The sequence below is a fragment of the Pseudomonas sp. Irchel 3F3 genome, assembly GCF_900187545.1.
Classification (GTDB): domain Bacteria; phylum Pseudomonadota; class Gammaproteobacteria; order Pseudomonadales; family Pseudomonadaceae; genus Aquipseudomonas; species Aquipseudomonas fortuita.
Map to the genome: position 1 here is coordinate 332961 of NZ_FYDS01000001.1, position 13490 is coordinate 346450.

The 13490-nt window shown below is 63.0% G+C and carries 4 protein-coding genes; 2 read left to right on the top strand and 2 right to left on the bottom strand.

The window, feature by feature from the left end; genetic code table 11:
- Positions 1 to 82 precede the first annotated feature (82 nt).
- The gene (locus tag CKW35_RS01580) at positions 83 to 2599 is read left to right on the top strand and encodes a UvrD-helicase domain-containing protein (RefSeq protein WP_095114860.1); all 2517 of its coding nucleotides are present in this window, start codon (positions 83 to 85) and stop codon (positions 2597 to 2599) included.
- Positions 2600 to 2772: 173 nt separating this feature from the next.
- Here the strand turns inward: CKW35_RS01580 and CKW35_RS01585 are convergent, their stop codons facing one another.
- Positions 2773 to 7251 carry a dermonecrotic toxin domain-containing protein gene (locus CKW35_RS01585; RefSeq protein ID WP_095114861.1) on the bottom strand — a complete coding sequence of 1493 codons (4479 nt, stop codon included), beginning with the start codon at positions 7249 to 7251 and terminating at the stop codon, positions 2773 to 2775.
- Positions 7252 to 7420: 169 nt separating this feature from the next.
- Positions 7421 to 12310, bottom strand: a complete 4890-nt coding sequence (locus CKW35_RS01590; RefSeq protein ID WP_371855213.1) for an NEL-type E3 ubiquitin ligase domain-containing protein — start codon at positions 12308 to 12310, stop codon at positions 7421 to 7423.
- Between the two features lie 184 nt (positions 12311 to 12494).
- On the opposite strand from CKW35_RS01590, the gene CKW35_RS01595 reads away from it, so the two are divergent.
- Positions 12495 to 13421 carry an alpha/beta fold hydrolase gene (locus CKW35_RS01595; protein ID WP_016486069.1) on the top strand — a complete coding sequence of 309 codons (927 nt, stop codon included), beginning with the start codon at positions 12495 to 12497 and terminating at the stop codon, positions 13419 to 13421.
- The last annotated feature ends 69 nt before the right edge of the window (positions 13422 to 13490 follow it).

The window sequence follows — 13490 nt, forward strand, 5'->3', positions numbered from 1 at the left end:
GTCGATATTGTTTTTGCAATGTTTGACTCGCTTCATCGCCTAATCCACTGATCTGCAAGCATTCGCTGGCGATTTTCCGTCGATGCGGCGAACATGCCGGCTGTTTTTGTTTTTCAACGGAGTGACCGTGGCCCACGAGCAACCCCAGGCCCCCGCCGACCTTACGCCGCCTGCACAACTGCCCTGGTTTCGCCGCCTGGCCGCCCGCCTGCTGGGGCGTGGCCTGACCCGCCTGCAAGCCCAGCATCGTGACTCCTGGTTCCTGGGCCACGCCACGGGCCAGCGCACTGGGCATGCCGACGGTGTGCGTGAGGGGTTCGAGCGCGGTCGGCTGGAGGGCTATGAGGCTGGGCGCCAGGTACTGGTGATTCGCGATTCGCGCCCTGACACCGCTGCGGTACCCGGCCGGGACGACAACCTGTTCGACGACTGGCGCCTGCCGCTGACGGCCGAGCTGAAGAAACGCTTCAAGGCCGATGTCGCCCAGCGCCTGCCCGCCGAGGCGCAGCCCAGCGCCGCGCAGTGGAAGCTGATCTTCAGTGACACCCCGTCTACCTGTGTAGTGGCCGGCGCCGGGGCAGGCAAGTCCACGTCGCTGGTGTTACGCATTCTGCTGCTGCGCCATTATCTGGGTTACGAACTGGACGCGATGACCGTGGTCACGTTCACCCGCGAGTCGCGCAAGGACTTCATCAAGCGCCTGCTGCAGGTGTTCGCCCTGTGGCAGATCAACCTGCAGCCGGCACAGGCGCGCGAGCTGGTGCGTACCTTCCATTCACGCATCCTGCCGCTGGTGCGCAGCCTGCCGGGTTTCGGCCAGGGACGCGCATTCGAAACCTTGGGCAACGAGATGCCTGCCGGGCGCGAAGCCGAGGCTGACAGTAACCCGTTCGACCTGCGCCTTAACGATGCCCAGCGCCAGCAACTTAACCAGTGCTACAGCGGCTTGCTGGGCGAGAGCCCGCGTTTTGCCGAGCTGGTAGGCCTGTTGCGCAGCGAAGCCTTGCAGCTGAAACCACTGGACCCGAACAACCCCGACGTACAGAAGCGTGCACAGGTGACCCAATTGGCGGCCCAGCGCGACGAAGAACTGTGCGACGTGATCGAAGACCTGTGGTTCGCCGCCGGCGCCTGGCCGATCAAGGGCATAGAGCCTTGCCGCGAAACCGTGGATATCCGGGGCAGCCGCTTCCATGTGCATGGCCGCCTGGCTGGCCAAGGGCCTCTGGTCGTGCTGGGCTTCGACCCTGCCGAGAGCGCGCAGTACCAGCGCCCCGGGGCCAAGCTGGCAGTGCGTGCCGAGTGGGCGGTCAAGCGCACGCTGTTGCAGGCCTTTTGTGATCGGCCGCTGATCTGGCTCGACAACTACGCCATGGCCCGGCGCCTGGCGGCTTCGCTGGCTGGCGATGCTGTGGCCGGCCCCGGGTTCGAGTACAAGGTCAAGGGTGAACTGGCCCCGGCGCCGTTGCTGGATGCCTTTGTCGGTGCGGCCAACTTCATCGAGAACCTTGGCCTGGACGTGAACAACGCGGTGGCGGCAATGAGCTTTCCTTCCGGCGACAGCGATGCCTTGTTCTTCGAGGCCCTGGCGCTGTACTGGAAGGCACTGGAGGCACACCTGCTGGACCAGTCGCCGCCGGTGATGAGCTACAACCGCATGTTCGCCCTGTTCGGCGAGAACAACCCGGAAAACCTTCAACTGCTGCCCGACCCGTTGTTGCGGCCTTTGGCTCACCTGATGATCGATGAGTTCCAGGACGTGTCGCCGCAGATCGTCAGCTGGTTGCGTGCCAGCCTTGCAGAAATCCGCCGGCGTGGCCCCGCCATGCACACCGGGCGCCATGCACAGCACTCGTCACTGCTTTGTGTGGGTGACGACTGGCAGTCGATCTATGGCTGGCGTGGCAGTTCGCCCAAGTATTTCATGGAGTTCAGCAAAGCCTTCCCGTCACCGGCCAGCACGCGGGTGATGCTGGTCGACAACTACCGCTGCCAGCAGCAGGTGATCGACGCGGCTGAGCACCTGGTCAAAGGGACCCCGGCAATTGCCGGCAAGAAAGCCCGCGCCAGCGGCCCGGCAGCCGGCTTGCCCTGCTCGCCGGTCAAGGTGTTCGACCGTGACGAGGCTGCCCTGGGCGAGACGCTGATCGAGCACTACCAACGGGGCGAGACGGTCATGATGCTGTACCGCAAGGGCAGTGACAGGGCCTTGATGAGCGAGCACCTGCAAAGCGTGCTGCACGCCGAGGCAGCATTGCCGGCCGAGCAGCGCCGGCTGCGACAGCTGACCTACCACAGTGCCAAGGGCTTGCAGGCCGATGCGGTGTTCATGTTGGGCGACTGCCAGTACCTGACCAGCTCGCCTTACAAGAACCAGGTGTATCGCCAGGCCGGTCTGGGCAAGGCCGGTGACGCCCAGCCGTTCGATACGGCGCAGAAGGACGAAGTGCAACGCCTGGCCTACGTGGCGGTGACGCGCGCAGTGCAGCACTGCTATTGGCATGTCGAGGCCGCCAATGGTGATGCGGCCGCTGCCCCGCGGGCGTCCAGCCAGGTGGATGGCAGGCAGGCCTTTTTCGAAGACCTGCGTGGGCAGTAGGCCAAAGCCTAAGCACTCCTGGGCCTGCTTTGCAGCCCCTCGCGGGCACGCCCGGTCCCACAGCTTCCCAAATGTGCAGTCCCTGTGGGAGCGGGCGTGCCCGCGAAGGGCCGCAAAGCGGCCCCAAATGGCGTGACTGAGAGGCTTCAGGTGAACCTGTTCAAATGAGAGGCTCAGCGGTTCGGGTCTTGCGCGTGGGTCAGCGTTTCGAACAATGCCTCGCGCTGCTGGTCACGCCCGGCATTCAGGCGCCGACTGGCCAGGTCGTAAGCCTGGCTACCCAAGTCCATCCTGTGCAATTGACCGTTTACATCCAGCGGTGGCGCGGGCAGTACCTCGGTGAGGGTTTGCAGCACCGCGCCATCCAATAAGGTGACGGCTTCGCTTTCGCCATCCAGGCAATAATCCAGGTACTGCATGCCGTGGTACCAACGCTCATCCAGCGCGGCGAAGCGGCTGGCGAAGCGCTGGGCAAGGTAGCGTTGCCAGCTGGGCTGCCGGGCAACCCAGGCCCTGCGTTCGGCAACAGTATCGTCGAGCTGCAGGACAGCGCGTTCGACATTGCTGGCCACACGTGCCGAGATCATCGCTTCTTGGCGATACAGCATGCCTTGGCTGGTTTCCGGGAAATTGAGCGGCTCTGCCAGTGACTGGCGCAAGGCCAGGCGTATTTCGATCAGGTCAGTGCCGCCGGTGAGCAGGGCGTCGTCACTCAGTTCGTCCAGGGGGTCCAGTTCAGGTACGTCAAGCCTTGCGGGCTGAGCCTGGGCGGGCAGCCGTTCCAGCTCCAGCAGGCGCGCCTGGCGGGCCAGGCGGGCAAGCTGAATCCGTTCGGCCAGCGCGTTGACCATTTCGCGGCGATAGAGGTTTCTGAAAAAGGTGAACAGGTAGGCAGGGCGCTCCGCTTCCTCGGCCACTTGCCTGAACACCTGGGCTTCGAGCTCCAGGGCACTGAATGCATCGGTGCCGGCGTCGCCACAGGTAGGTGGGTAATCTTGCGCGACATTGTCCAGATGGGTGCGCAACGCCTCGTCACGTCCGGCCTGTTCAAGCAGCTGCCAAACCTGCTGGGTCAGCGCTCGCAGGTTGCGCTCGGCTTGCTGCGAGCGTGCCACGCGTTCGACCACTTCGCGCAAATGGCGGTTTGCATCACCCTCGAACAGCGCGTCCCAGAGCTGCGCCTGTTCCGGGCTGGCATCCACCAGCCAGAAGTCCTCGCTGATATCCGACAGCTGATCGGCGCCGTGCACTTCGACCCCTGCCGTGCGCAGCCGGCGGTTGCTGGCGGCATCCAGGTTGTTTTCATTGAAGTCCCAGAAGCTATCGCGTCCAGGCGTACGCAAGGCTTCGGCAAAGGGGCTGGCCAGTACCTGATCGAGGTCCGGCACCTCGCCGATCGGGTTGTAGCTCAGGCTGAGGTGACGCAATTGCGGGGCGGTCGGCGTCATCAGCGAGGTGAGGCCACGTGGCCATTCACGCAGGCCGCAGTTGCGCAGTTGCAGGTTGGCCAGGAATGTCAGGCCGGTCACGTCAGGCGCCTGCCCCAGCGGGTTGTTGGTCAGGCGCAGATGGCGCAGGCTGCGCAGGTCGGCGAAACGCGCTGCCAGGGCTTCACTCAACGCAATGTGGTTGTTCTCCAGGTCAAGGTATTCGAGGGGTAACCGTGCAAGGGTCTGCAGGTCGGCTTCGGCAAGCTGCAACCTGTTCAAACGCAAGCTCAGCCGGCGCAGGCGGGTAAGGCCACCCAGCCGGTGACGCATTACCTCAGTCAGGCTGTTCAACTGGTTGTTGCCCAGATCCAGTACTTCGAGTTGCGGGGTGGCCGCCAGTGCCTGGAACAGCCCTTCGAAGTCGAGTTCTGGGTTTTGCGTCAGGCGCAGGACGCGCAGCGAGGGGAAGCTCTGGAAAAAGTCTGACGGTATCTGGCGGATGCCAATGGCGCGGATGTTCAAGGTGGTGATGTGATCGAAGCGCGCTGGCAGTGATGGCAGGGTGTCGAGTTCCAGGTCTTGCAGTGTCAGGCTGTACGGGTCGTCACGGCGCCAGGCGGCATTGAACAGTTCACGCACCACGGTGCGCGCGTTGCGCTGGCTTTCACTGCCTTGGTTCGCCCAGTCACGCAGCGAGTCGTCAAGGGTGTCGCGCTCGATTTCCAGTGCCCTGAGCTGTGCCGAGACGCTACCGCGCTGGCGTAGCTGGCCCCGCAATGTATTGCGTGCGCTTGCGTTCAGGCCAGGGTAGAGCGCACGCAAACGTCGATCTGCAGTATTGGGCCAAGGCAGCCTCCCGCTGAGTGGGTAGCCAACGCGCCCATCGGCCAGGCGCATTGGCGAACGGTAACCAGGCCTGATGGGCTGTTGCCCGATCAGGCTGGCCGCATGCCCCCGGTCGGCGATGGCCACGTGATACCGTTGGCGCGCATCGAGATCAGGGTGTTCTGCTTGCAGCGCAAGGTCCAGTACCTCACTGTCGGCGGTGGCCAGATCAGTGCGATACAGCCCCAGCAAGGCCCTGCTCAGGCGGGTGTGTGCCTGCAGGGCCCGGGCCTCTTCGGCAACGCGCAAGGGCACCCTGCCTTGGGCCATCAGCAGGCGTTCACGGGCACAGGTCCTGGCCATGATCTGCTCGATGGCATGCTGCGGCAGGCCTGGGAATTGCCTGCCCAGCGGCCCGGCCTCTTCGGGTAGCCTGGGCGGGTTTGGCGCTTTCAACCGCTCGAGTGCGTCGGCCAGCAAGGTGGGCGGATACTGTGCGGCCACCTGGGTGTGGCGCAGTTCATCACCTTGCACCCCTGAGCACTCCAGCGCGGCCTGCAACTCGCTGTCAGTCAGGCCCTCACTGATCGGCCCCAAACGCCGCAAGAGCTGCAGGTCATCCCACTCCAGAGGCACTTCGTGTGCCGCGCGCCACGCGCCTGCGCCATTGTCCCGAATCACTGGCCGATAGGCCTGCGGGTCTTGCGGGTGGGGGATCCGCCATTGGCCGCGTTCCTGCAACTGTTCGTACACAACACCCTCGATACGTATGTAGTGACGCCCGTCAACCGTGTAACGGCCCTGCACATCGGGTTCAAGGTCTTCGCCAATCGACACGGGGCTTGCATGGTCCTTCAACGTGGCGTTCCACAGGTAGTCCTTGCCATCCTTGACGATGCTCTGCATGGCGTCGACAAAGCCGGAAGCCTTCAGCGCCACGGCACCGCCACCTACGGCAGCGACCGTGACAATGTTCAGCAGCACCGACCCAAGCTGGGCTGCAGCCTCTTCATTGTCACCTTCCTCCCAGGCCGAGATGCCCTCGAATACACTGCCCATGATTTGCGCGGCGCCGAGGGTCAACATGATCGGGTTCAGGCATGGCACGACCATCGCTGCGACATTCAGCACGGTCATACCCAGGTCCAGCCAGTATTCGATGTTCTGCAAGCGTACCCTGGCGTCAACATCTTCGGTGGGAACCGCGACCCTGCGAGCATCCGCTCTCAGGCGCGCAAGGTGGCTGGACTCCAGTAGGCCCCAAGGGGCATCGGGCAAGCTTCTGTCGATGGATTCCAGGTGTACCGACTTGCGGGGTTTCAGCTGCGCCCCTTCTTCCTGGTCGGCGTTGCTGTAGAGGGCGCGCTCGAGCCGCTTGCTCAAGGTAGCCTGCTGTGACTGCAATGCCAGGGCGACGAAGCGCTTGCGGTAGTCGTCCTGCATCAGCTGTTGGCGCAAATACTTGCGTGCTTCGCCCAGCGAGGCGAACTCCCTGAGCGCATCGACATCCATCGGGTTGTAGAGAAATACCGGGTCGTGCTTGCGGTTTTGCAGGGGGGCAATGAACAGCAGCTCATGGATCGGGATGCCAAACAGCTGCAACTGCCAGCAACGCAGGGGACGCCCTTGATAGGTGGGGTCGGCGCGTTCGGCACACAGGCCATGCAACGCGAGAGCGCCGGGGGCGCTGAGGTGGCCTTTGCAGCCAGCGATACGGGTTTGCACACGAAACTCGTCACGCCGTGCGTTGATGGCCAGCGCTTGCAGTTCGGTTCTGTTTGGCCCGGCGAAGATTTGGTCAAGGTGCAGCTGGTAGCGCTGACCCAGGTTTAGCGCCCGGCATTGCTCAATGAAGCCTGTCAACGTCAGACCAGCCATGGCCCTGATGTCCTGCCGGCTGTGCTGCAGGCGACTGAACCGCGTGGTGTCGGCAGTGCCTTCGAAGTTGTGCAGGGCCGCTTCGAGCAGGCTGCGGTACTGCGGGGCCCCCTTGGCAACGATCTCGCCCTGCTCATGGGGCACTGCCGGACCCGTGGGCAGCCCGACGGGTTGCTTGACCGTGGTCGCTTGATAAACGTATTGCGCCTGGGTGACCGGGGTGTCGATGTTCAGCTGCTTTTGCAGCAAAGGGGCGCAGAACTCGGTGACGCCCTGCAAGTTGCCGAGCGCTGCCTGCAAGGCCCTGCTGCTTGCATCGCGTTTGGCGATGGCGCGCTGCAGGGCTTGGCGGGTAGCTTCGTCTGCCTGTTGATACCAGGCGTAGGTATTGCCCTGGCCGTCCTGGTAGTCCTTGTGCAAGCGCGCCGTGATCTGGCGGGCATGCTCGCCATGCAATGCCTTGCTCCAGCCGGGCAGGGTACGCGCCATTTGCGCGTGGTGATAAGGGGTGTGGCTCATGTCGGCACTCCGTGTACGGGAGCCGCTATGGGGCCGCATACGCGGGCGCACTGTGCGGTAGATAATTGCCTGCCCAGGGCGCTCATGCGTATGCGGGTGTTGCGTGCGTTCTGTCAGGCAGGTGGCCGGCAGGCCTTACTTGAAGGCTTGCGCGGCCAATGACTGCGGGTTAACTGCCCATTGTCTGCGTCTGGCGAGTGAGGCTTGTCAGCAGGCCGTGTTCCACCTGCTGCTGCTCGGCAGTCAGCAAGTCCACGCCTTGACGGTACTGCTGCTCGGTGATCGCCACGCGATGCAGAACACCCCGAGCATCCAAGGGGTTTTCCGGCATGACGCTGGTCAATGCTCGTAGCACAGAGTTGTCCAGGGACGTTACCGGGTCGGCGGTTTCATCCAGGCAGTAGTAGAGGTAGTCCAGGCCTGGCCGCCAAAAATCGGTTATCAGGCTGAACTGTGCCGCATGCTCCCGTTTCAGGTACTCCACCCAGCCCGGCTGCTGGTTTAACCATTGCTCCCGGGCTGTGGCGTCTGTATCAAGTGCCACGACTGCTGCTTTCACACGGTTGATGATTGTCTGGTTGACCCTGGCCGTGTCGCGATACAGCATGCCTCGGCTCGGCTCAGGGTAATCCAGCGCAGTCGCCAAGGACTGGCGCAAGGCCAGGCGCAGCTCGATATCGTCCACCAGCCCCGTTTCAAGGTCGATGTCTGGAAAGGCTGAGGGGTCGTCGAGCTCGTCGTATGGGGGGAGGTCGCCGTTAAAGACGCCATCGAGCAGTGCCTGTTTGCGCACGGACCTTTTCAAGCTGATACGGTCGGCCAGTTGGTTGACCTGATCGCGTCGATACAACTTGCAATACAGGTTCAGCAGATCGGCCGCTCGGCTACCGGCCTGGCCTGCAGCTTCGTGGGCCAGCACTTCTATCTCCAAGGCACTGAAAGCGTCGGCACCTGCATCGCCACAGGTTGGCGGGAAATCGCCGGCCACTGTGGCCAGGCGTTCGCGCAGCACGGTGTCCTGGGCAGCGTTCTCCAGCAAGCTCCAGACACGCTCCCTCAACGCCACGGCATCGCGCCGCGCTTCTGCCGACTGGGCAAGCCGCTCCAGCACCCCAAGCACCGCCGCATTCTCACCTTGGTCGAACAGGTCGCGCCACAGTTGCTCTTCGGCACTGCTCGCCTGGCCACGGTACAGGCCTTGCCACTGCGGCATGTCGCCAGCGTGCTCGAATACGTTGACGCCACTGCTGCCCAGGCGTGCGCGTGTTTGGGCTTCCAAGGTGTTGTAGTTGAACAGCCAGCGGCGCTCCGGCAAGCGCGCCGCGACATCGCGGGCGAACGGGGTTCGCAGCACACCTGGCAAATCTGTCAGGGTACGAATGCGGTTGAAGGAGAGGTTCAGATAGCGCAGCTGATACTGCGGCTGGCTCATCAGGATTGTCAGGCTGTCCGGCCACTGCTGCAGTTGGCAACCCTCGAGGTCCAGATGGCTCAGGCGGGCCATGAAGCGCAGGTCTGGCGCCAGCCGCAGGGGGTTGCCCGACAGGTGCAGCACCCTGGGGTGGATCATGTCCTGAAACTGGGCGGCCAGGCTTTCATCAAGTGTGATCTGGTTGCTGCTCAGGCCAAGTCCATCCAGGGGTAAACGCGTCAGGAAGGCCAGGCTGGCAGTATCGAGCCGTAGCCGATTACGGCTGAGGATCAGTACCCTCAGGCCGGGCATCGCCCCGATGGCCTGTCGGGCAGTGGCTGAAAGGCTGGTCAAGCCATTGTCTGTCAGGGCCAGTTCGCGTAGCCGTGGCGCAGACTTGAGTGCCTCGAACAATGTTTCGGCGTCCATATCCGGGTTGCCGATGATTTCCAGGGTTTCCAGGTTAGGGAAGTTTGGCAAAAAACCGCTTTCCAGGCGCCGCATCTGCAGCCCATCAACTACCAGTTGCCGGATATGCGGCATAGGGGCAGTGAACGGTGGCAGCGCTTCCATGTGCATATGGTTCAGCACAAGTGCTGCGCGTTGCGTGCCGCCTTCTCGGCGCGAAGCACTCAGCAGTCGCGCCGTGCACCGCTGCCGATCAAAGCGTTCGTCAAGGGTGGCTGAGGTGTTAATCCAGCGATTGAGATCTCGGTTGAGGGTGCGTTGCTCTACTTCAAGCCGACTGATCACGCTGCCCAGGTCGCCTCCCAAGGCAAGTTCGGTTTGCAGTGCGCTGATCTGCTGGCCGCTGAGCTCGGGGTACAGTGCCCGAAGCCGGCGCGCGGCTGGCAAGGCGCGCCCTTGGGAGCCTCGGCCGCTCAGGGGATAGCCAAGCTGGCCGCTGGCCAATCGCAAGGGGGAGCGGAATCTGGGGTTGATCGGTTGCTGGCCGAGCAGTGAGGCGCAGTGCTGGCGATCGCCCAGGGCGAGTTGCAGCAACTGGGCCGAGTCGGCCTGTGGGTGCTCAGCTTGCAGCGCTTGTATCAGGCGCTGGCTGTCGTCATTAGCCAGGCTGGGCCTGAAGATGCCAAGGATGGCGCGGTCAAGCCGCCCCCGTGCTTGCAGAAGGCGGGCTTCCTCGGCAATGCGAAGAGGCACACGTCCGTTTGCCAGGCGTTCCTGCTCCACGGTGCTGATGTTGGCCAGCAATGCTTCGAGCGCGCTGTCCGGCAGGCCGGGAAACTGCCGGGCGAGAGGTTGTACGGTGGGGGGGAGGGTGGGCCGGTGACTTTGTTGCAGGCTGCTCAACAGAGCCTCGCGATGTTGTTCAAGGCGTTGTGCGAGTTTATGGTTCAGGGTAGATGATCTGTGCTCGGTCGGCGTGTCACCGAGCAACTGCAGAATGGCTTCTTCATCCAGCTGAGCCAACACGGTCTGGCTCAGCTGGCCATTGTCCAGATCACTACGGGTAACCTCGATTTCTACCTGGCCAACCGTGTCGATAGCGCCGTAGCGCACCGATTCGCCCCAAGGTTCTGGCCCTTGGTAAACCTTGATCACGTTCCCCTCAGGCCAGCCCGGCAGGCGCAGCAACTCGGGTAAGGCAAAGTTCTCGTGCGCAGCCAGCGGTAGCCCATGGCGTACGCGGGTGATGATGTGTTGTGCCTGGTTATCCAGTTGCAGGCGCAGTAGCGTGTCGAGCAACAAGGCAGGTGGACGCACGCCGGCAGCGTGGGTGCGGCGCAACACGGTTTGATCAGTACCGGTAATGCGCATGGCGTTTTCCAGTTCGCTGTCGTCCAGGCCTGTGCTATAGCTGCCGAGGCGGCGCATGAGTTGTGCGCCGTCCCATTCCAGAGGCTGTTCATGTGCCAGTTGCCAGCGAGCGTTACCATGATGCAGCAGGGGTGGGGCATAGGCCTGCGCGTCATCGGGGTGGCGAACGCGCCATTGTTGTGCTGCGTCCTGAAACACTTCGTACAGCGTGCCGTCCAGTTTGAGAAAGGTCTTCCCACCGACGTGCACATGGCCGAGCGAATCGGGTTGAGCCTGATCAGGGATGGGCGCTGTGCTCGCGTATGGCTTCATGTCGGGGTGCCAGAGCACTTCTTTGTCTTCATGCCACACACTGGTCAGCGCATCGACAAAGCCTGATGCCTGGACGATCTTGGCACCCGTGGCAAAGCCGGCAATCACTGCCGCATTGACGGCCAACGATTCCAGTTGCGCCAGTGCTTGCCGGGTATCACCTTCTTCCCACGCCTCGAACCCGGTGAACACCGAGCTCATCAGATCGTATGCGCAAACGCCCAGCATGACCGTGTTCAACCCCGGCACAAAAAAGGCGGCGACGTTGAGGACATTCATACCCCAGTCGAGCCAGTGCTTCAGGCGCTTGTCACGGGCTCTGGCGTCGACCTCAGCGGTAGGGACTGCAATGGTTTTTGCGTCGGCCTTCATGCGCGCAAGGTGTGCGTTGTACAAGGTCGTCCAAGGGTCGGTTCGGATGGGCGAGGGCGTGAAACGGAGGACGGGGGTGCTTCTGGGTGTGCGTCTGCCGGCTTCATCCTGTTCGAACAGCGCATGTTCCAGTGCTTCGGCCAGTTCCTTTTGCCTGTCCTTGTAGGCGCATTGCACCAGGGCTCGGCGAAACCCGCTTTGCAATAGCCGGCTGCGCAGGTGCTTGCCCGCGTCCTGACGAGAAGCAAACTCCCTTACCGGGTGCTCGCTGTCGCCAGGTATGTACACGATACAGGGGTTTTGCCGGTCCGGATCGTCTGGCCCCATGAACAGCACGTCGTGAACGGGGATCTCGAACAGGCTGAAGTTCCAGCAATGCAATGGCTGGTTTTCATAGGTGGGCTGAGGCTGGCCGTTGCACAGCTGCATAAGCGCCTCGAGCCCAGGTCTGCTCAACAGGCCTTTGAGCTTTGCCATCAGTGCCTGGACCCTGAGGGATTCACGATTTGCTGCTATCGACAGGTGCTGGATTTCGGCGCGATTGGCGCCTTCGTGGGTGGCAAGCAAATGCGCTTGATAGCGTTCGCCAAGGTCCAGCGCCCGACAATGGTTGACGAAGTCCGCCATCGTCAGGCCAGGCAGGGGCGTATCGCTGCCAGCAGCGCTGGTGAGCCTGCTGTACGCACCGACTTCGTCCAGGCCCTCGAAGTTGTGCAGGGCAGCCTCCAGCAAACTGCGGGTTTGCGGCTCGCCCACGGGGCGAGTGGCAAGGACGTCCACCTCAAGGTCCGGGACCAAGGGCGTTTCTACAGCGGGTACGCCGACCCAGATGTTGGCTGTGGGTTCGAAGGGCTGGAAGACATATTGCGCCCTGTCTACGGGCACGCTTACCTGCAACTGCCGGGTCAGCAGAGGGGTGCAGAAGTCGATGATGTCCTTGAAACCCGCCAAGGCCTGCCGGACTTGCGCTAGGTATTTGTCCCGCGTTTCGATAGCGCTGTGCAACTGCTCACGCGCTTGCTCATCGGCAGTGGCGTACCACGAGTAAGGGGTGCCATCTTCAGCCAGGTATTCCTTGCGCAGGCTTTGCAGCACGGTACGCGTATGTGCGGGGTGCAGCGCCTTGCTCCATTTCGGCAGTGTTCGGGTTATCTGGCTTTGATGTAAGGGCGTGGGGTGGGTCATGGCAACGATCTCTTGCGTTGGGGGGTGAATAGTCCACGCTGATGAAGGCGCCATGGTGCGGTAGATAGATGTCGGCACCGGTCGGTCCTGCGCATGCACGGGTCGGTGAGGGGCTAGCAGCGAGGGGGCATCTGCGAGAGGGTGAAGCAGGCCATGGCGCAGGCTTCAGCCAAGGAGAATTGCAATGCGTTCGCTGTGCAGTCCGAAAGATCATCTGCTTGACCTCGATGGTATTGAAATAGCGGTGCGTACCTGGGGGGCCGAAGACGGTATCCCGGTGCTGGCCTTGCATGGCTGGCTGGACAACGCTGCCTCGTTCGAACGCCTGGCACCGATGCTGGACGGCTGCTTCGTTGTGGCCCCCGACCTGGTCGGTCATGGCCGTTCGGACCATCGCCGGCATGACAGCGGCTACTACCTGTGGGAGCACGCCGAAGATATGTTGGCGGTGACCGACAGCCTGGGCCTGTCACAGTTTCATGTGCTGGCCCATGGCATGGGCACCGGTGTTGCATCGTTGCTGGCGGCCATGACCAGTGGCATCGTCAGCATGACCTTCCTCGACGGCATGGGTGCACCGTTCACGGTGGCCGAGGATGACCGCGTGCAGCACCTGGCGCGGGCCTATCGGCTCAAGCGCATGGTGCAGCGCAGCCAGCTGCCGGGTTTCGCCGAGCCGGACGTTGGCCGCTTCGAAGACCTGGACATTGCCCTGGCGCAACGCCGCGAGCGCCTCGACACCGAACTGTCGGAAGGTGCCGCACGGCTGCTGGCATTGCGCGACCTGCTGCAACTGGGTGATGGCTATTGCTGGCGCCACGACCCGCGCCTGGTGTTGCCCGAACCCATGCCGCTGACCGAGCGCGACGCCTGCGACCTGCTCAACCAGATCCGCTGCCCGTTGTACCTGCTGTTCGGCCGGCAGGGTGCATTCACCGGTGAGGCTTTTACCCGGCGTCAGGCGGCCTTGCCCAGCCAGGCGAAGGTCTCCTGGCACCCGGGTGGGCACCACTTCCACCTGGATGCCCCGGACCGGGCGCTGGTCGACCAACTGTTGCGAATACTCGCGCAGCATGAAGGCGGCGTGCTGCAACGGTTGGTGAATGAGTAGCTGATTCTGGTCACGCTCCAGCGACCTGGGCTAAGGTGGCCAACGTCATTGCGTAAAACGCCAAAGGGA